Genomic DNA, 19,343 nt, shown 5'->3' on the forward strand with positions numbered 1-19,343 from the left:
CGGGGAACGCTTGGCGTGGCGGCGGCGGGGACCGGTGGCGCGGCACGGCCTCAAGGGGGTCGTGCCGCGCCACCGCCCCGAGCGCGGCGGGCGGTCCGTACCGCCGCCGTCACGGCTTGCTGGTAACGCCTTTCTAGATCATGACATGATCCGGGCGGTGACGTGACGCAAGTGCCACATCACTCTTCGACAAGACGGATGACTCCGTAGTCCCAACCCCTTCTGCGATACACCACCGTGGGGTGGCTGGTGGCCTTGTCACGGAACAGGTAGAAGTCGTGGCCCACGAGCTCCATCTCGAACAGGGCCTGCTCGATGCCCATGGGCTCGGCCTTGTGGAACTTCTCCCGGACGATGACGGGCCCGTCGCCGTCCATCGGGATCGGCACCAGGTTCTCGTCCATCGCGGTGGCCACGGCCTCGTAGCCGTCGGCCTCGGTCTCGGTGCCCGCGGCCGGCTCCGGCTCGTGGACCGGGACCGCCGCCACTTCGGCGGGCAGGTCCTCGGGCAGGGGCTCCATGGTGGCGAGCTTGGCCTTGTTCCGGCTGCCGTGGTGCACCTTGCGGCGGTCGGCGTCGCGGCGGAGTCTCGCCTCCAGCTTGTCGAGGGCCAGGTCGAGCGCGCCGTAGCGGTCGTCTGCGGCCGCCTCCGCGCGGATCACCGGGCCGCGCGACCGGATGGTGAGTTCCACGCGCTCGCGCTGGTCGGCGAGGCGCGGGTTGCGCTCCTGCGACACCTCCACATCCACGCGGATGACCTTGTGGTCCAGCCGCTCGATCTTGGCGAGCTTGGTGTCGACGTGCTGCCGGAACCGATCGCTGACGTCGGTGTGCCGGCCCCTGACGATGATGTCCACGCGGGACCCCCCTTCTCCCGGTTGCGAGGTCTGACCGGAAGGGGGCTGGACGCCCCCTCCGGACGCCACGGCTCGGTGGGTCGCACCCGCCCGGCCGACCTGGTCTTCGTCCCCACATCCGCCTGCTGAGGGGCTCGCGGCTCTATCGCCACTACTGCCCTTCTCCCGTTTCGGGAGATGTCTGATCTCCCGGCGGGGCAGGACTTACCTCTAAGGCGCACCGTGATCGGTCGACGAGAAGTCGCCTTACGTGGGCCGTTTCGCCTGCGCCTGGCATCGGCTTGCCGGACCGCATCCCGCGCTCGCGACGAGCGCTGCGATCCGACGCAACCACGGACCCGGGCGGGTGCCATGTCAGGAACGCTAACCCCTTACGCCACGAATGTCAGGGGGGTGAACGGAGGAAATACTCACTGACCGTCATCGGGACGCCCCCGATCGACCTCCCGGAGGGGCCTCTCAGGACCCTCCTCACGCCGTGCATCCCCCTGCCCACAGGGCCTCCCGTGGATCATCCCCGCGCAGGTCAGAGCGTTGTCGCCCGCAGGCCATCTTGACAAATATCTACCCCCTTCATGACTCACCGTGACTGTTGAATCCACAATCAATCCGGCGGGTCCCAACAAGCCGGACAGACCGCCGTCACGGTCGGTAACTACCTGACGTGCCGAGCATCTCCCGTGAAGAAAGTCACCCTCTCTCCAGAAGCCGCCGCGGGGTGGCCGCGACCGTCGCCGCCCCGACGACCTCGGCGCCCGCCTGCCGGAGCACCCGTACCGCCTCCGCCAACGTGGCCCCCGAGGTCACCACGTCGTCCACGACCACCACCCGCCACCCCACCAGCGGCCCCACCTGCCCAAGCCCCTCCCCCGCACACACCGAACCCCGCCCACCCCCACCACCCTCCCCACCGACACCAGCCCCGACCCCGGCCCCGGCCCCGGCTAACGATTCGCCCGCCGGCAGCCCCGACAAAGGCCGGTCGCGCCGATACGCCTCTTCCCCGCCATCCGCCTCTCCACCGCGCACCCAAGACGCCCCCGTCTGCGACGACACCTCGCCCCTCGCAGCAGCCCCACGCTCCCCCTGCGCCCCCGATGTCCCGAAGTCCCGGCCCACCGCCCGGGACCCGCGCGCCCCGGGCAAGGGCTCGGACCGGCGCTCCCCCGGCGCGGCGCAGCCCTGCGGCTCCGGCGCGCCGGAGCCCTGTGGGCGTGCCTGGTCGGCGATCCACACCCCGTCCTCGCCCTTGCCGTCGCGCGCGAACCTCATCCGGAACAGCGACGCGCGGCGCGGCTCCAGGCTTCGGGACGCATCCACCCTTCGAGGACCTTCTGGGCTTCGGGGCGCGTCTGGGCTTCGGCCGAGGGCGTGTCCCGTTGGGCGGGCCTGGGCGGTTGCGGAGTTCGCGTTGCGTTCGGGGGTCTGGGACGGGAGTGGCACTTGGTTTTGCTTGGGGGCGAGGTTGGGCGCTTGGCTCTGGTCCCGAGGTGCGTGCTGGTTCGCGGTCGGGTACGGGCTTGCGTCCCGAGGTGGAGGCAGGGGCGTAGGGGGTCGCTGGGGTGCGCGGGCCGAAGGCGCGGTTTCTGGAGGGAGGGCGTGGGCGCGGCAGGTGGGGGGTGGGGGTGTGCGGTCGCCGTGTTTGGCTCGGAGGGCGCGGATCTCGCGGCGGGACAGGGCCATGGCGCCGGTCACGTTGGCCTTGCGTTCGGCTTGGCGCAGTCCCGCCTGGTCGGCCACGGCGCGGCGATGGCGGAGCAGAGGCGCGCCGAGCACCGGAAAGCCCTCAGCCCGGAGCTCCCGCACGGCCACGGCCGCCATACGCCGAGTCGGATCGTGCCCGCGCTTGCGCACGGAACGAGCCGTCGAGGGCACCGGCACGACGATCACCGGCTCGTCGCTCTGCCACCAGAGCACCGCGCCCTCGGAGCGCCCGATGGACGTCTCGCCGCCGGAGTCCTGAAAACGATCACCGCGAAGGCGACCGACCTGGGAGGAATCGGCAGGGACGGGCGTACCCGGCATCCGAGGCGGCGGCGGGTCGAGCGTCCAGGCGGCGAGCGGGACGGGCGGGCGCTCGGCATACCAGGGCGCGTCGTCCAGCGGCGGCTGCTCAGCGCTCAGCGACAGGACGGCCTTGACCGCCGCCGCGAGGGCGCGGCCGAGCGGACGGGCCAGGGCCGTGCGCCCGAGCTCCTTGTGCGCGGCGATGAGAGCCCGCATGGCGCCCTCGTAGGACGCGACCGTCCAGATGGGCGGATTGAGGGCCGCGAGGCCCGCAGCGGGCACAGGACGGGCCGGAAGCGCCAGCGGGGCGGCGCAGGACGGGCAGAGCAGGCCGCGGGCCGTCCGGCAGCCGGCGCAGCGCTGCGGCAGCAGCAGGTCGAGAAGATCACGTGCGAACATGCATTCGACGATGCCGCCCCGCCCAGCACGATCGCCAGCGCGGCCGCGATCTGTGGATAACCTGGCCGCAGCCCTACCTCACAGGCTGCTGACCTGCACAAACACGGCGCCTTCGTCAGTAGGCGTAGGACGGGTCGCTTCCCGCGGTACCGCAGGTCCACTCGCTGTCCCGGTCCCGGAAGGCGGTCTGGTGGCAGACGAGGGGCTGGCCCGAACTCTGCGTGCCGATGAGGACGGGCGCGCCCGGCATGGCGGCGATGCTCTCGGGTTCGCCCAGGGCGCCGACGCCGAGGGAGGTGACCGCGGAGCCGTCCACCGGCACGAGGTAGGGCAGGACCTGGGCGTTCTGGTACTGGTCGGTGGTGCCCTTCCGCCCCAGGGCGACGAGGGTGTTGTAGTCGCGCCACGCAAGGTCGTCCGCCTCGGCGAGTTCGGAGCTGACCGGGACGAACGAGCCCGCGTCGATCTGGTCGCCGCTCCGCGCAATACGGCCGAGCTGGATCTGCTTGCGGCCGTCGATCTTGGCGACGACCGCGACGCGGACGCCGTCGCGGGCGACCTGGAGGGCGTAGATCTCGCGCCCGTCGAGGCCCCAGTGGGCGACCTGCTTCAGCGGTCCGCCCGGGTCCTGCCGCCAGAGCATGGATTTGCCCGGGCTCGTCTCGACCGTCCAGAGCGTGCCGTTCCGGTCCCAGCAGGGCGGTGTGAACCGGCCTTCCGGGTCCTTTGCCGCGCGCAGGAGGCGCGGGACGCTCATCGAGGTCATGTTGGTGACCAGCAGCTGCCTGCCGTCCGGGCTGAGCCCGGCGGCCTTGCGCAGGTCGGGGGAGACGGCCGGGCGGATCATGCGCCCGGGCGCGCGCGTGATGATCGGCATCGCCATGAAGTTGTTCAGGCTCAGGCTGGACAGATGCCCGGCCCCGCCCATCATGTATGCGCGGTGGTCGTCGCTGGTGATCCCGTCCGGCGAGTTGGCCTGCCAGTCGCGGAAGGACTGGATCTCGTTCTTGCCCGGCGGAGCCACGAAACCGCGGCCTTCGATCCGCAGCCGCCACTGCTTGATCTCGGAAAGCGGGCTGAGGCTCCAGGCGAGCTGCGCCGACATCTGGCCGACGTCGCCGTCCTTCGCCTCCTTGCTCAGCTCCACGGTCGCGACGTCCTTGTCCAGGGACAGGCTGACCAATTTGGTCCCGCGGGGGAAGGCGCTCGTGACGGCGCCGTTGAGCCAGGACGTGGGGCCGGCTATGACGGCCTGCACGAGACGCTGCGGCAGGTCCTCCCGGCTTACCAGGGGGAGGAAGACCCCGTTGGGGACGAGCGTCTGCTGTTGAGGCACGAAGTAGTACAGGTTGAACGTCCTGAAGACCTGCTGGACGTCGCTTTTCGTTAGCAGCATGGACTGGCCCAGGGCGTCCGGTAGCGCGGTGATACGCCACTGGTGCTGGGCGTTACGCGTCACCTGGTAATCGGCCTGGACGGTCTTCTGGAACGCCGTGTACTGGCCGTCGGGGGTGATGATCCCTAGCTGGGTGCCGGTGACCCTGACGGTCACCTGGTTCCCCGACCCGATCAGCTTGGGTTCCGGGCGATCGGCGAAAACCGCTACGGACGGCCTCGGTCCCGGTCGCCAGCCGTTGGGATTCGCCAGGTACTCCTTGGCGACCTTGTGGTCGTCCTCGAAACTGGCCGAGGCGGCCAGGAAGCCCGAAACGATGTCCTTTGCGGACCAGTTGTTCTGCGGCTCCACGGGGATCACGCGCACGTACGAGTCGTCCGCCTGCTCCGACCGCTCCTGCGCCTTGACGGACGTGACGCGCCCGCCGCCTGGCATCGCCGCGCAACCGGCCGCGCCAAGAGTCAGCATCGCGGCCGTGGCCATGGCCGCAGGGGCCTTCAGCCTGCCGCCGAACCGCCGCGCCTGGCCGCCGAGCCGCCGCATCTGGCCGCTGGGTCGGCGAACCGGGCGGTCGATCCGCCGAGCCTGACCGTCCGGGCACCTGCGCACAGCGGAAGCCTCCGAAGCGGCATGGGTGGTTCTCAGGCGTTCGGCCATCAGTCCCCCGCCTCCAGCTCTGCGAACAGCGGACGGCCGCCCGCGCCCGGGGGCACGAGCGGAAGGGGCGATCCCCTCAGTTCGTCCCCTGCGTTGCGCGGAAGCGACAGGCGGAACTGGGAGCCCTGACCGGGCTCGCCCCAAGCCTGGAGCCATCCGCCGTGCAGCTGAGCGTCCTCCTTGGAGATCGACAGGCCGAGGCCGGTCCCGCCCGTCGTGCGCGCACGAGCCGGGTCCGCGCGCCAGAAGCGGTCGAAGACCATCTGGCCCTCCCCCGGCTTCAGCCCCACACCGTGGTCGCGGACGGTGACGGCGACGGCGTCCCTGTCGGCGGCGACGGAAACCACGATGTCCTCGCCCTCGCCATGCTCGATGGCGTTGACCAGCAGGTTCCGCAGGATGCGCTCCACGCGCCGCCGGTCCACCTCCGCCATGCAGGGTTCGCCGGGCAGTTGCAGGACGACCTTGGAGCCCTTGCGTTCGGCAAGGCCCTGGACATCGCCGACCGTGCGCAGCACGAGGTCGCGCATATCGAGGGACTCGGCGTCCAGGGTCGCGGCCCCGGCGTCGTGCCGGGAGATCTCCAGCAGGTCGGCGAGCAGGGATTCGAAGCGCTCCAGTTGGCTCTGCAGGAGTTCCGCCGAGCGGCCTACAGCCGGATCGTCGAACGTGTCGCGATGCTCATAGAGCATGTCCGCGGCGATGCGGATCGTGGTCAGGGGCGTGCGCAGCTCATGCGAGACGTCCGAAACGAACTGGCGCTGGACCTGCGACAGGTCCTCCAGCTCGCGGATCTTCTCCTGGAGGTTCGCCGCCATGTCGTTGAACGATCGGGCCAGGCGCGCGAGGTCGTCCTCCCCGCGCACGCGCATGCGCTCTTCCAGGCGTCCGGCCGCAAGTCTCTGCGCGCCCTGCGCCGCCAGCCGAACCGGTATGACGACCTGGCGGGTCACCAGGGACGCGATGGCCGCCAGCAGCAGCACCAGGACGATCCCGACACCGGCCAGCGACCGGCTGACGATCGTGAGGGTGTGCTGCTCCTGCGTGAGCGGGAACAGGTAGTAGACCTCGTAGTGCCCGGTCTTGCCCGCGACGATCAGACCCCGCTCAGAGGGCCTGTGGCCGATGTAGGACAGCTTGCCGTACGTGTACGCCCGCGTACCCGTGGTGCCGCTTCTCAGCTCGTCTCGGAGCCTCTGAGGGACGCTCTGGGGCCGGAGCTCGTTGGTGGCGTACCCGTCGATGTAGACCTGCGTGGTGTCGCGGACGCAGACCTCGTAGAGCCCGGACGGCCCGCTGCGCGCCTTCAGCCCGTTGGCGGCGCTGCGGAGCCGGTCCCCGCTGTCGCTGGAGGCGCCCACGTCGTTCTGGAGGCTCCCCAGGCCCTCGTCGAGCTGCGCCAGGGCCGCCTTGGTCTTGCCGTCCATCAGCGCGGTGGTGATCTGCTGCATCAGGAAGAACCCGAGGATCGCCACCACGATCGCCGAGATGAACAGCGTGGAGGTGACCACCCGGACCTGGATGGACCGCCTCCAGCGCGCGTACGCGGCGCTCACCACCCGCCGCGTGATCCGCTTGACCCGGCCGAGCCAGCGCCTGACCGGCCGCCACACGGCACGCCGAACCCGCCCGGCCGTTCCGGGAACGGCGGCGGGCGGGGCTGCGGGGGCGGCGGGGGCCGGCTGGGTCATCGGCGGGGAGGCGTCAGGCCGGACCGGCCTTGTAGCCGACCCCGCGCACGGTCACCACGATCTCCGGCCGCTCCGGGTCCTTCTCGATCTTGGCGCGGAGCCGCTGGACGTGCACGTTCACCAGGCGGGTGTCGGCGGCGTGCCGGTAGCCCCAGACCTGTTCGAGCAGGACCTCGCGGGTGAAGACCTGGCGCGGCTTGCGCGCGAGCGCGACCAGGAGGTCGAACTCCAGCGGCGTGAGCGGGATGTGCTTGTCGCCCCGCTTCACCGAGTGGCCGGCCACGTCGATGCTGATGTCGCCGATCTGCAGGGTCTCGGGGGCGGGCTCGTCGGTCCGGCGCAGCCGCGCGCGCACACGAGCGACGAGCTCCTTCGGCTTGAAGGGCTTGACGATGTAGTCGTCGGCACCCGATTCCAGCCCGAGCACCACGTCCACCGTGTCGCTCTTGGCGGTGAGCATGACGATGGGCACGCCGGACTCGGCGCGGATCTGCCGGCAGACGTCGATGCCGTCCGCGCCCGGGAGCATCAGGTCGAGAAGGACCAGGTCGGGCCGGGTTTCCCGGAACGCCTCCAGGGCCTTGTCGCCATCGTGGACGAACGACGGCTCGAAGCCCTCGCCCCTCAGCACGATGCCGAGCATCTCGGCCAGCGCGAGGTCGTCGTCGACGACCAGTACACGTCCTCTCATGGCCCTCATCGCTACAAAGTCGGGGTCGGGTGGACTGCGCGGAGGCCGCGGAACGGCCACGCCACGCCAGGTAGAGGTATGTCCTGGCGTGCAAGGTTACCTGTCTTTGCCGAATACATGACCCCTCCCACGTCGCGCTTCGCCGCCCGGCACCGCCGGGCGGAGGACTTCTATGACGGGCTTTCCAGTCCGCCATACCCACTCCTCGCCCGGGCGCAGAGGCCGGATTTTAAACAGGGACTCCCGAGGCCCACTGGGGGTTGACCGATTTCGCATGGCCCTTGACGGCCGATTACCCGGCCTCATGCGCGCGATAGCACACGTATCGCCCGCGAAGGCGGCGTGTGATGACTCCTTGAGCCGGTATGGCCGCCTCATGGCAGGATGGCCCGACACACGGACGGGGCAGGGAGCGGGCATGTCGGGAGCGGGCGGCGGGGGACGTCTCGTGCCGCGCGGGGTCGAGGTGCCGTTCCGGCCCATGTCGATCTCCGAGATGCTGGACTGCGCCATCGCGGGCATCCGGTACCGGCCGCGGACCGTCCTCGGCCTGTCGGTGGCCATCTCCACGGTCGTCCAGGTCCTCGGATCGGTCCTCGCCTACTACTTCATCGGGCAGCAGGCCCGCGGGGAGGTCACCCCCCGGGTCCTGATCAGGTCCGTGGGGGCGCAGGCCACGCTGGGCGCGATCGACATGGTGCTCACGGCCTTCGGGATCCTGGTGCTCGCCGGGATCCTCGCGCCCGTCCTCGCGCGCACGATGTTCGGCCTGGACATCTCTCTAGGCCAGGCATGGCAGGACGCCCGGCCGAGGTTCTGGCGCCTCCTCCTTATGGCCTTCGTTGTGCTCGTGGTGTCGCTGGCAGCACTGGCCGTGCCGCTGCTTCCTTTCTCCTTGGCCCTGGCAGGCGGCGCTCATCCTGCTCTAGGGGTGCTCTCAGCCCTGTTCGGAATTCCGGTAGGGCTGCTCCTGATGGTGTGGGTCTACGTGATGCTCGTACAGAGCCTCCCCGCGCTGGTCCTGGAGCGGCAGGGAATCGGCGGGGCGCTCACGCGCGCGCGTCGGCTTTCCAAGGGGCGCTGGTGGCGGACGTTCGGAACGCTGCTGCTGGCCATGCTGGTGACGGTCTTCATGGGGTTCTTCGCACTGCGGATCCCGTTCCTGATCGCGCAGCTGGTGCTGTTCGGCGGCTCGGGCTCCGGCAGCGACCAACTGCTCCCGGCCCTGGCCCTGGACACGGTCGGACGGATCGTGAGCTGGTCCATAGTGCTGCCATTCGACGCAGGGGTGATCGCTCTGCTCTACATGGACCGGCGTATGCGCCGCGAGGGACTCGACCTCGATCTGGCCACACGCCCCACTCCTGAGAGCGACGACGGCTTTTTTGACCTTTGGCGTCCTACCGCGACGCCGTCCCGGCCTGTTTTCGTGCCTCCCCTAGCGCCTAACGCGCCTCCTGTAGGCCCGGCTCCAGGGACGCCATACAGGCAGGGGGCGCCGTGATCGGCATGCTGCTGGATCCGCCTCCTGTAGATCGGGACACCGCACGGGAACTGGCCAGGCGCGAGCTGGAGAAGCCCATTTACCAGCGGGACAAGCCGTCCTGGCTGGAACGGACGCTCAATCGTTTCGCCGAATGGCTCCAGGAGCTGTTCTCGCACGCGCAGACACCCAACGCCAAGGGCGGTGGCGCGTCCGGCTGGATTTCGGTCGGGGTCATCATCCTCATCCTGATCGTGGCTGTGGCCCTGGTGTTCTGGCTTATGCGCGGAGGGCGCAACCGGCGGTCCAAGGACGAGGCGCTACTGGACGACGAGCCGTCCACCTCGTCCGACCACAGGACGGAGGCGGAGAGGCTGGCGGCCGCCGGAGAGTGGCCCGGGGCCATCCGGGAGCGTCTCAGGGCCATGGCCCGCGACCTGGAGGAGCGAGCCATCCTCTCCCCGCGCCCCGGCAGGACGGCCGACGAGCTCGCGACGGAAGCCGGCATCGCGCTACCCGAGCTCGCGGGTGATCTCCGGACGGTCGTCCGGATCTTCGACGACGTCTGGTACGGCGACCGGCCCGGTAGTGCCGAGGAGTACGCGCGCGTCACGGCCGTTGACGACCGCTTGCGCGCGACCAAGCCGAAGTCGCTCGACGATGCCGAGCTGCTCACGGCCGACGGCTGGAGCTCGCGGTGGTGACCACGGCGGAGCCCACTGCCGGGCAGGTGGCCGGACGGCGCTTCCGGTCCGCTCGCGGGATCGTGCTCGTGCTGCTCTGCGTGATCGTCGTCGGCGTGGTCCTCGCCGCCCTCAAACCCTCCCGCAAGCCCGACGACCTGGACCCCGGATCACCCAAACCGGGCGGCACGCGGGCGCTGGCGGAGATCCTCAAGAGCCGCGGGGTCGACTTCCAGGCGTCCCGGAGCGCCGCGGACGCCGCGCCTCGCGCGGGCGCGGGCACGATCCTGGTCGTGACCCGGTCCGAGCGGCTGACCCGCACGGACCTGGAGCGGCTGCGCGGCTCGGTCGGCGACCTGCTGCTCGTCGAACCGGGCCGGGAGACGCTCGCGGCGCTGGCCCCCGGTGTCGAGCAGGACGGTCCGACCTTCGTCCTCCAGGCCGACCCCCAGTGCAATCTGCCGGCGGCGACGCTGGCCAGGACGGTCGAGTTCGGGCAATCGGAGACCTACACCGTGCCGTCGGGCGCTACCGGGTGTTACCCGGAATCCGGAAAGCCGCGCGTCGTCCAGTACCAGAGCGCTAACCGCACGGTTACCGTGCTGGGTGCGGCCCGGCCGCTCACCAACGGTGAGCTGACGACCGAAGGCAATGCCGCGCTCGCGATGAACCTGGTCGGAGCCCGTTCCCATGTGGTCTGGCTGATCCCGGACATCCACCATGAGAGCTCAGGCGATCGGGCCGGTGACCGCACGCTCACGGACCTGCTCCCCCGCGGCGTCAAGCTCTTCTTCCCCGGGTTGCTGGTCGCCATCATCCCCGTCGCGCTTTGGCGGGGGCGGCGGCTCGGACCGGTGGTCGCCGAGGTGCTTCCCGTAGTCGTTCGTTCCGCGGAGACGGTCACGGGCCGTTCCCGGCTCTACCGCGCGCATCGTGCGCGCGGACGTGCGGCAGAGGCGCTACGCGCGGGCGCACGAGACCGGATCGTCCCCCTCCTCGGCTTGCCGCGCACCCTCGCCCAGGTCCTGCCCGCGCAGGATCCGGGGGCCGCGCGCGAGGTCGTCACGGCCGTCGCCGCACGCACCGACCACGACGAGCGAACGGTCGCCGCCGCGCTGTACGGTCTTGCTCCCGGCGAGGCCCCCCAAGGCGGAGCGCCCGGACATCCCGGACAGCCCGCAACAGGCTGGGGTGAGCCCGCGGACGACGCCGGGCTGCTCGCGCTCGCCGACCTTCTCGACGACCTGGAAAGGCAGGTACGCCAGTCATGAGCCAATCGGCCCCGCTCGGCTGGGACGGGGAGCCCGCCGGGAACGCCCCGGGGGCGTCCTCCGCGCCGTCCAACGGGGAGCCCTCCGCGCAGCCCGCCGGAACTCCCGGCGCGCAGCCCGCCGGAGCCCCGGGCGCGGACGCCACGGCCGTGGACCACTCCGCCGCGCCGTCGGACACCCCTCCGACCGCGGACCCGCGAGCGGCGCTCACGGCCCTGCGCGGGGAGGTGGCCAAGACCGTCGTCGGGCAGGACCCGGTGGTCACCGGCCTGGTCATCGCGTTGCTGTGCCGTGGCCATGTGCTGCTGGAAGGCGTGCCCGGCACCGCCAAGACGCTGTTGGTGAAGACGCTTTCGCACGCGTTGGACCTGAGTTTCAAGCGCGTCCAGTTCACGCCCGACCTGATGCCGGGCGACGTGACCGGTTCCCTTGTCTACGACAACCGGACGGCCGAGTTCGAGTTCCGCGAGGGGCCGGTCTTCACCAACCTGCTGCTTGCGGACGAAATCAACCGGACGCCTCCGAAAACCCAGGCCTCCCTACTGGAAGCCATGGAGGAGCGGCAGGTTTCGGTAGAGGGGGCAGCGCGCGCCCTACCAAACCCGTTCGTCGTGTGCGCGACCCAGAACCCGATCGAGTACGAGGGCACCTATCCCCTGCCTGAAGCCCAACTCGACCGGTTCCTGCTGAAGCTGACCGTCCCGGTGCCTACGCGCGACGAGGAAATCGCGATGCTCCAGCGGCACGCGGCCGGATTCGACCCGCGCGACCTGTCGGCAGTGCGTCCTGTGGCAGGAGCCAGCGACCTTGCCGCCGGACAGGCCGCCGTAAGGACCGTCCACCTCGATCCGAAGATCGCCGCCTATGTCGTGGACCTGTGCCGGGCCACCCGGCAGGCTCCCTCACTGCAACTCGGAGTTTCCCCCCGAGGCGCGACGGCGCTGTTGGCGACCTCGCGCGCGTGGGCGTGGCTGATGGGCCGCGATTACGTCACCCCGGACGATGTGAAGGCGCTCGCCCGGCCGACCCTGCGGCACCGCGTCCAGCTCCGGCCCGAGGCCGAGCTGGAGGGCGCGACCGCCGACGGCGTGCTGGAGGGCATCCTCGCCCACGTCCCCGCTCCCCGCTGATGGCGCTGACCGGACGGCTCGGGCTGCTGACGCTCGTCGCGGCCTTCGTCCCCCTGCTCGTGCCCAGTGGCGGCCTGCTGCTGGGCCTGTGGGGGTTGCTGCTGCTCGGCGTCATCATCGATCTGGCCCTCGCCGGGAACGTGCGCGCGCTGCGCTTCCACCGCGAGGGCGACACGCGCGTCCGCCTAGGCGAGACCGCGAATGCCGCGCTGATCGTGGAGAACACAGGGCGGCGCCGTGTCAAAGCCATCCTGCGGGACGTGTGGCCGCCTTCTGCGGGAGTGGCCCCACGCAGGGCGAAAATCAACGTGCCTGCCGGTGAACGTCGCCGAATCGACCAGACCTTCACGCCTACGCGACGAGGCGACCGGGAAGCCGTGACGGTGGTCGTCCGTTCCGTAGGTCCGCTCGGTCTTGCCGCCCGGCAACTCTCGCGTCCGGCGCCGCGCACCTTGCGCGTTCTGCCCGCCTTCCCTTCCCGGCGTCATCTGCCATCCCGGCTCGCGCGCCTGCGCGAACTGACTGGGCTGCACTCGACGATGATCCGAGGGCAGGGCACCGAATTCGACTCCCTACGCGAGTACGTGGTCGGTGACGACGTCCGCTCCATCGACTGGCGCGCGACGGCACGCAGGGACGACGTGGTTGTCCGTACCTGGCGACCGGAGCGCGACCGGCGCCTGTACCTGGTCCTCGACACGGGCCGTACTTCGGCCGGACGCGTTGGCGACATCCCCCGTCTGGACTGCTCGATGGACGCGGCGCTACTGCTGGCGGCCCTCGCCTCGCGCGCGGGCGACCGCGTGGACCTGCTCGCCTACGACCGGACCGTACGCGCGCGCTGCGAGAACGCCTCCCGGACGGGTCTGCTGTCGGCGATGGTCGAGGCGATGGCTCCGCTGGAGCCCGCGCTGATCGAGTCCGACGCCGCCGGGATGGTCTCCGCGATCATGTCCCGGGTCCGCCGCCGCAGCCTGATCGTCCTGCTCACCGAGCTGAACCCGGCCGCCTTCGAGGAGGGCCTGCTGCCGCTGCTGCCGGGCCTCACCGCCCGCCACCTCGTCATGATCGCGGCGGTCTCCGACCCGCTGGTGGAGGAGATGGCCGAAGCGCGGGGCGACCTGGCCGCCGTCTACGACGCGGCCGCCGCCGAACGCGCACGCGCGGACCGCCGGCGCCTCATCGCCGAGCTCCGTTCCTACGGAGTGGAGGTTGTGGACGCTCCACCGGACCGCATCGCCCCGGCCCTAGCCGACGCATACCTCGCCCTAAAAGCCGCCGGCCGCCTCTAGCAGCCTGCCGTCTCTAGCAGCTGGCCGCCTCTAGCGGCTGGCCGCCTCTTGCAGTCGGCGGTCTCTAGCAGTCGGCCGTCTCTTGCAGCTGGCCGTCTTCAGCGGTCGGCCGTTTCTAGCGACTGCTTCTAGCAACTGAACCGTTTACCCAACGGAAGGTGCGACGGCCGGCTGGTCCAGCGCATCTCCGGTTTCGCCAGAGCGGGTCGCACGGCGCCCAAGGGTGATGACGTAGGCAAGGAAGACGCTCTCGGCGACGACGCCGATGCCTACACGAAGCCACGTCTCATGCACGTAGCCGGTAACGAAACCTTCGATCAGGCCGGAGACGAGCAGGACGCCGAACAGGCCTAGCGCGATGCTGGCGATCGAGCGGCCCTCCTCAGCCAATGCACGCGAACGTGTCCGCGGGCCCGGGTCGATGATGGTCCAGCCCAGTTTCAGGCCCGCCCCGCATGCGAGATAGACGGCTGTGAGCTCCAGCAAGCCGTGCGGAAGGATCAGCCCGAAGAAGACGTCGCCCTTGCCGTAGGCGAACATCAGGCCCGCGCTCACGCCCAGGTTGAGCTGGTTGCTCAGCAGCACGAAAAGCGTCGGGATCCCTAGAAGGATGCCGAAAATCAGAGCGGTCGCAGACACCCAGACGTTGTTGATCCAAACCTGGAACGCGAAGGACGCCGCCGAGTGCTCGGTGTAGTAGTTGGCGAAATCGTGGTCGACCAGCTCACGGATCTGATGCGGAGCCAGGAGCGTCGCCTGGACGGACGGGTTGTGCACGATCCAGATGGCCAAGGCCAGGGAAAGCAGGTTGCCCAGGACCGCGTTCCCGATCCACCACCAGCGCGTCCGGTAGGCGGCTGCGGGAAACGACACCGTGACGAAGCGCGTCATGTCACGCCACATGGGAGCCTGCGCGCCCGCGACAGCGGCTCGTGCGCGCGCGACAAGCGACGACAGACGGGCCACCAAGGCCGGATCCGGCGCACTGGAACGGATCGCCGACAGGTGCGTCGCGGTCCGCTGGTACAGCTCGACCAGCTCGTCGATCTCGGCGCCCGTGCGCTTGCGGGAGGAGTTGACCAGCTTCTCCAGCCGCTGCCATTCGGCGTTGTGCGCGGCCACGTACGCATCGACGTCCACCCGAGGGAGCCTAACGGTTAGGGTGTCCGAAACACGACGGGTGTCGCCCCGGCCTCCAGGCCGGATCCGGCGACCGGCGAAGTGAGGTCACGGTGGCACGCGCGGAGGCGGACGGGGAGCTCGTCGTCGGTGAAGCCGTCGCGCTCGACCTGCGCGTGGCCCGCCTGGCGAGCCGGGGCTGCGCCCTGCTGCTCGACCTGATGATCCAGGCCCTCGTCCTCGACTTCGCCCTCATCCTCGTCAGCCTCGTGGGGACGGTCGCCGACAACGCCTGGGCCGTGGGCCTGTCGATCCTGGTGACGGCGCTCGTGCTGGTCGGATACCCCTGCATCTTCGAGACGCTCACGCGCGGGCGCACGTTGGGCAAGCTCGCCGTCGGCCTGCGCGTGGTAGCCGACGACGGCGGCCCTGTGCGCTTCCGGCAGGCTTTCGTGCGCGCGCTGGCCGGAGTCATCGAGTTCTGGACGTTCTACGGCGCGCCCGCGCTGCTCACCTCGCTGTTCAACCGGCGTGGCAAGCGCCTCGGCGACCTGTTCGCCGGAACCCTGGTCATCCAGGAGCGAGTGTCCGCCGCCGGCATGTACGGGCCGGTGGCGTGGATGCCGCCGTTCCTCGCGGGCTGGGGACGGACGCTGGAGCTGTCCCGCCTCCCCGACGAACTCGCGATGACCGCACGTCAGTACCTCGCGCGCTTCTGGGAACTGCTGCCGGAAGTGCGCGATTCGCTAGGCGAACGCATCACCGAGCAGGTCTTCGCCGTTGTCGGCCCACCTCCTTCTCCGGGCATCCGTCCGGAAATCCTCCTGTCGGCAGTTCTGGCGGAGCGGCGCCACCGGGAAGAGCAGCGCCTCGCGCGCCAGCGCGAACAGCGCCTGCGTCGCGCGGCACGCGATCCCTTGGCTCCGCCACCTGTCCCCGTCGGCATGCCGGGCATGCCTATGGCTCCGCAGGGCCCGCCTCCTGCCGGGTGGTCCGCCGCTACTGGCGCTCCTATGGCCGACGCGTATCCCGTTGGGGCTCCTGCGCCGTCCGGTCCCTATGCCCATGTGCCGTCCGCTCCATATCCGGTCACGCCTGGCCCTGCTGCCCCGCCGACCGGTCCGTCCATCCACGGCCGCTGAGCCTCGGCTCGCCGCCTCCGCAGGTATTCACCCGTCCGTGGGCTGCGGCGTTTTCCGCGTGCTCGGCTGGCTGTTGAGCGACTTCGCTTTGGCGGAAGCTCAGTTGTGAGCGAGTTATCCACAGATCGTCGCCGGGTTGGCACGGCCCGTGACGATCACGGAATCCTTGAGGCGTCACCCCATGGACAGCGGTGATCCCACCGCCTAACCTCCGAGGAAATTTCATGTTTGGTCGGTCGCTTGCTCAGGGAGCCCGCCGTGCCTCGTCCCGCCGTTTCCCGGTCCGTCGCCGCCGCCCGGCTGGCCGTCACCGCGCTGCTCATCGCCGCGCCCGCCGCCGTCCCGACCGCTGGGACAGCCTCGGCCGACCAGGGCGACGGCCTGCGCCAGATCACGGACGCCCAGGGCCGCGCGCTCCTGCTGCACGGGATGAACACCGCCGGCAGCGCGAAGGGTCCGTCCGGCCTGCCCTGGATCGAACGCCGCAACGTCGCCGCCGAACGGCAGAAACTGGGCAGCAACGTCGTCCGGTACATCGTCCAGTGGAAGAACGTCGAACCGAGCCCGGGCCGCTACGACGACCGCTATCTCGACGAGGTCGCCCAGCGCGTCGCCTGGTACCGCGAGCAGGGGATCAACGTCGTCCTCGACATGCACCAGGACATCTACGGACCGAGCGCCTGCAAGGGGGCGGGCAACGGCGCGCCGGCCTGGGCGACGATCACCGACGGGCTGCCCTGCACGCCGCAGAGCCCCTGGGTGCTCACCTACCTCCAACCGGCCGTGCTCCGCGCGTACGACAACTTCTGGAACACCACGGGCAGGCACCCGGAGCTGATGCGGCACTACGTGGCGATGTGGAAGCACGTCGCAGCGCGGTTCGCGAACGATCCGGCCGTCCTCGGCTACGACCTGATGAACGAGCCGTTCGGCGGGACGAAGCAGTTCGGCTTCTTCGAGGCTCCCGTACTGACGCCCTTCTACCAGCGCATCGTGACGGCGATTCGCCAGGTCGACCGCAACAGGTGGATCTTCCTGGAACCGCAGGCGCTCGGCGTCAACGAGGGCCTCGGCACGTCACTCGGCCAGATCCGCGACCCGCGCGCACGCGCGGCGCTCACCAAGCTCCTCGGCCAGCGCGACCGGCTCGCGGGCACGGGCCTGACTCGCCTGACCGACCCGAGCTCCCGCCTCGTCCTCGCCGCCCACTTCTACCCGGGCGGCGTGGACATCGGCGGCGGCTACACGGGGATGCTCAAAACGCTCGTCCAAGCGGAGTTCGTCCTCTGGCGCCAGAACATGACCGACGCCGCCCGCCGCTTGAACACCCCGCTGTGGATCGGCGAGATCGGCGCGATGGCGTTCAACCAACCGGGAGCCGCCGACTACACCCGCGACTGGCTGTCGATGGCAGACGACCTGCGCGTCGGCTGGGCCTACTGGTCGAACGACCCGCAGGCGGACGGCTCGTCCGAGACCTTCGCACCCCTCGACCGCAACGGCGACCTGACCGAAGTCGGCAAGGTCGTGGCCCGCCCCTTTGCCCGGGCGGTCGCCGGCACCCCGACGAAGACCTCCTACACATCCGGAACCTTCACCCTGACGTGGCGAACCCGCCCCGGCACGTCAGGCCCCACCGAGATCTGGCTGCCGCCGACCGTCTACCCCGGCACGCCCAAAGTGACCGCATCCGACCACACCCGCCGCTGGGACCCGACCAACCACGTCCTCTCCATCTGGAACACCTCGGCGACCACTACCCACACCGTCACCATCACCCCGTCCTGAAGTCCGCGCAGCTCAGCCCGTCAGGAAGTGAGGAGGCCCATCAAGCTCGACCAGCTCGATACCGGGAGCATCCAGCACGACGTCCCCCGCCAGATGAACGTGCTGCACCTCGCCGGTCGCCAGATTCGCCACCTCGTACTGCTCAACAGGCAACGGACCTGACTCGGTCTCATGCCGCGTCACCGAAAGGAGCCGCCACCGCCATGCCTCGGTCAGAGTCGCCAACACAACGCCACTCACCCGAACCAGCCGCACGTCCACCCCCGCGCGAGGCAGCCCGTCCGGGGCCTCCCCGGGCCCGCCATCCGACACGTCGCCCCAAGCCGCAGCCTCAGCGGAGGTAGCGCCTTGGCCGCCCGCGTCGGCTCCCAAGCCAGTGGCACCTGCCGAGCCCGAATCCGACTGCTGCGCCCGGGCCCCAGCAAGAAATCGCGCCACAGCGACAAGAAAGGCCGGTGACTCACCAAGAAACCCCGCAGCCAGGCCGGAATACTCAACAGCCTCGCCGGGCACCCCATGCCCCGCCCCCACCGCACCGGCCGCAACGCCCTCACCAGCAGAAGCGCCTCCACCAAGCCCAGAACCCTCCGCGCCTACGAATGGAGTGCTACCCGCAGCCCCAACCGTCCCCGCCGATGCAAAGGCGTCCGCAGCCGCTGGGTATCCCACGCCAGCAGCATCGGCAAACCCGCCGTCCCCTGGCACACCGACCCCGCGAGCCGCGCCGCCGCCGCGAAGTGCACTGCCGTCGCGTGGCCCGGCGACATCGCGGAGCATGCCGACGCCGTGGGACGCGCTGCCGTCGCAGGGCGCGGTGGCATCGCAGGGCGCGGTGGCATCGCGGGCCCCGCTGACTTCGCGGGCCCCGCTGACTTCGCGGGCCCCGCTGACTTCGCGGGCCGCGCCCGCGCCGCTGGCTGTGCTGCCGTCGCGGGGGCCAGCGCCGTCGTGGGGCGCACTGGCACCGTGGACCGCGCTGCCGTCGCGGGGCACGCTGGCATCGCAGGGCGCGCCGATCTCGCGGGCCCCGGCGACCTCGCGGACCGCGCCCGCGCCGCTGGCTGTGCTGCCGTCGCGGGGCCCGGCGACGTCGTGGGGCGCACTGGCGCCGTGGGGCGCACTGGCGCCGTGGGGCACGCTGCCGTCGTGGGGCGCGGTGGCGTCGTGGGGCGCGGTGGCGTCGCGTGACGAGGCTGTCCCACTAGACGAGGCGCTCACCCTGGACGAGATGCCGTCGCTGGGCGAGGAGGTCTTGCCGGACGAGGTGGTGTTGCGTGGGGAGGTGGTGTTGCTTGGAGAGGAGGCTCGGACCCAGGCGACTTCGCGTCCGGTGACACCGCCGCGCAGCCACCAGTCCGGGGCGACGATCTCGACCCTGATCTGGCGCCAACGCGCGTCCACGACCAGGTCGAGGCGCGTCCCGTCCGTGCGGGTTGCGACGTAGCGCCAGCCGCCGGGCCCGGGAGCACACTGGAAGTGTTCCTCGGTCCCGTCCTCAAGGTGCAGGTAAGTTCCACGCGGCATCCGGCCGACGCTATCTCAGCCGCCCTGAGATGTCCTCGCCGGGCGTCCGCCCGTGCCCGGCGCACCACAGCGCAAGCGGTGCCTTGGATGCTCCCTCGCGTGCGGACGGGCAGCACAACGCGGTGGAGCATCACCACCCATTGAGGGCGCCGTCGCGGCTGGGCTCCTCGCGGTGCGTCAGCGTCGCGTGGTGGAGGCGCTCAGTGGTCGCGG

Annotated in this window: 14 protein-coding genes; 7 read left to right on the forward strand and 7 right to left on the reverse strand. The window is 70.6% G+C overall.

Annotated elements, in window-relative coordinates; translation table 11 throughout:
* Nucleotides 1-179 precede the first annotated feature (179 nt).
* The 5 genes from hpf to mtrA form a co-directional block, all read right to left on the reverse strand.
* The gene (gene hpf / locus FHU30_RS03045; RefSeq protein ID WP_253871164.1) at nt 180-857 is read right to left on the reverse strand and encodes a ribosome hibernation-promoting factor, HPF/YfiA family; all 678 of its coding nucleotides are present in this window, start codon (nt 855-857) and stop codon (nt 180-182) included.
* Nucleotides 858-1,547: 690 nt separating this feature from the next.
* Entirely contained in the window at nt 1,548-3,263 is a 1,716-nt protein-coding gene (locus FHU30_RS45795) for a phosphoribosyltransferase family protein (protein ID WP_301322543.1), read from the reverse strand.
* Nucleotides 3,264-3,378: 115 nt separating this feature from the next.
* Nucleotides 3,379-5,202, reverse strand: a complete 1,824-nt coding sequence (locus tag FHU30_RS03055; protein ID WP_253871166.1) for an LpqB family beta-propeller domain-containing protein — start codon at nt 5,200-5,202, stop codon at nt 3,379-3,381.
* Nucleotides 5,203-5,315: 113 nt separating this feature from the next.
* Nucleotides 5,316-7,007, reverse strand: coding sequence for an MtrAB system histidine kinase MtrB (gene mtrB, locus FHU30_RS03060; RefSeq protein WP_253871174.1), 1,692 nt, complete (start codon nt 7,005-7,007; stop codon nt 5,316-5,318).
* Nucleotides 7,008-7,020: 13 nt separating this feature from the next.
* Nucleotides 7,021-7,698 (reverse strand): MtrAB system response regulator MtrA, encoded by a 678-nt coding sequence (gene mtrA, locus FHU30_RS03065; RefSeq protein WP_253871190.1) that lies wholly within the window; start codon nt 7,696-7,698, stop codon nt 7,021-7,023.
* 418 nt (nt 7,699-8,116) lie between these two features.
* Here mtrA and FHU30_RS03070 point away from each other — a divergent pair, with 418 nt between their 5' ends.
* Genes FHU30_RS03070 through FHU30_RS03090 form a run of 5 tightly spaced genes read left to right on the forward strand, consistent with a single transcriptional unit; the run spans nt 8,117 to nt 13,557 of the window.
* Nucleotides 8,117-9,202: a hypothetical protein gene (locus FHU30_RS03070; RefSeq protein ID WP_253871192.1), complete on the forward strand. Its 1,086-nt coding sequence runs from the start codon at nt 8,117-8,119 to the stop codon at nt 9,200-9,202.
* A 5-nt stretch (nt 9,203-9,207) separates the two neighbouring features.
* Complete coding sequence (locus FHU30_RS03075; protein ID WP_253871876.1) at nt 9,208-9,885, forward strand: DUF4129 domain-containing protein; 678 nt, start codon at nt 9,208-9,210, stop codon at nt 9,883-9,885.
* Complete coding sequence (locus FHU30_RS03080) at nt 9,879-11,135, forward strand: DUF4350 domain-containing protein (RefSeq protein ID WP_253871194.1); 1,257 nt, start codon at nt 9,879-9,881, stop codon at nt 11,133-11,135. Before FHU30_RS03075 ends, FHU30_RS03080 begins: the two co-directional genes overlap by 7 nt.
* Nucleotides 11,132-12,265, forward strand: coding sequence for an AAA family ATPase (locus FHU30_RS03085; protein ID WP_253871196.1), 1,134 nt, complete (start codon nt 11,132-11,134; stop codon nt 12,263-12,265). The genes FHU30_RS03080 and FHU30_RS03085 overlap by 4 nt, the downstream gene beginning before the upstream one ends.
* Nucleotides 12,265-13,557 (forward strand): DUF58 domain-containing protein, encoded by a 1,293-nt coding sequence (locus tag FHU30_RS03090; protein ID WP_253871198.1) that lies wholly within the window; start codon nt 12,265-12,267, stop codon nt 13,555-13,557. Before FHU30_RS03085 ends, FHU30_RS03090 begins: the two co-directional genes overlap by 1 nt.
* A 144-nt stretch (nt 13,558-13,701) precedes the next feature.
* Here FHU30_RS03090 and FHU30_RS03095 read toward each other — a convergent pair whose 3' ends face one another.
* Nucleotides 13,702-14,697 (reverse strand): stage II sporulation protein M, encoded by a 996-nt coding sequence (locus FHU30_RS03095; RefSeq protein WP_253871200.1) that lies wholly within the window; start codon nt 14,695-14,697, stop codon nt 13,702-13,704.
* Nucleotides 14,698-14,789: 92 nt separating this feature from the next.
* Here FHU30_RS03095 and FHU30_RS03100 point away from each other — a divergent pair, with 92 nt between their 5' ends.
* Both FHU30_RS03100 and FHU30_RS03105 read left to right on the forward strand, forming a co-directional pair.
* On the forward strand, nt 14,790-15,818 hold the full coding sequence (locus FHU30_RS03100) for an RDD family protein (RefSeq protein WP_253871202.1): 1,029 nt from the start codon (nt 14,790-14,792) through the stop codon (nt 15,816-15,818).
* 258 nt (nt 15,819-16,076) lie between these two features.
* Nucleotides 16,077-17,606 carry a cellulase family glycosylhydrolase gene (locus FHU30_RS03105; RefSeq protein WP_253871204.1) on the forward strand — a complete coding sequence of 510 codons (1,530 nt, stop codon included), beginning with the start codon at nt 16,077-16,079 and terminating at the stop codon, nt 17,604-17,606.
* Nucleotides 17,607-17,618: 12 nt separating this feature from the next.
* Here FHU30_RS03105 and FHU30_RS03110 read toward each other — a convergent pair whose 3' ends face one another.
* The gene (locus tag FHU30_RS03110) at nt 17,619-17,867 is read right to left on the reverse strand and encodes a hypothetical protein (protein WP_253871206.1); all 249 of its coding nucleotides are present in this window, start codon (nt 17,865-17,867) and stop codon (nt 17,619-17,621) included.
* Nucleotides 17,868-19,343 lie beyond the last annotated feature (1,476 nt).

Origin of the sequence: Actinomadura rupiterrae (assembly GCF_024172125.1) — a bacterium.
Classification (GTDB): domain Bacteria; phylum Actinomycetota; class Actinomycetes; order Streptosporangiales; family Streptosporangiaceae; genus Spirillospora; species Spirillospora rupiterrae.

What these genes read in the sequence shown, in the direction of transcription:
- FHU30_RS45795 (WP_301322543.1), bottom strand. Translation starts at nt 3,263, where the DNA reads ATGTTCGCACGTGATCTTCTCGACCTGCTGCTGCCGCAGCGCTGCGCC.
- mtrB (WP_253871174.1), bottom strand. Translation starts at nt 7,007, where the DNA reads ATGACCCAGCCGGCCCCCGCCGCCCCCGCAGCCCCGCCCGCCGCCGTT.
- mtrA (WP_253871190.1), bottom strand. Translation starts at nt 7,698, where the DNA reads ATGAGAGGACGTGTACTGGTCGTCGACGACGACCTCGCGCTGGCCGAG.
- FHU30_RS03055 (WP_253871166.1), bottom strand. Translation starts at nt 5,202, where the DNA reads ATGCGGCGGCTCGGCGGCCAGGCGCGGCGGTTCGGCGGCAGGCTGAAG.
- FHU30_RS03070 (WP_253871192.1), top strand. Translation starts at nt 8,117, where the DNA reads ATGTCGGGAGCGGGCGGCGGGGGACGTCTCGTGCCGCGCGGGGTCGAG.
- FHU30_RS03075 (WP_253871876.1), top strand. Translation starts at nt 9,208, where the DNA reads ATGCTGCTGGATCCGCCTCCTGTAGATCGGGACACCGCACGGGAACTG.
- FHU30_RS03085 (WP_253871196.1), top strand. Translation starts at nt 11,132, where the DNA reads ATGAGCCAATCGGCCCCGCTCGGCTGGGACGGGGAGCCCGCCGGGAAC.
- FHU30_RS03090 (WP_253871198.1), top strand. Translation starts at nt 12,265, where the DNA reads ATGGCGCTGACCGGACGGCTCGGGCTGCTGACGCTCGTCGCGGCCTTC.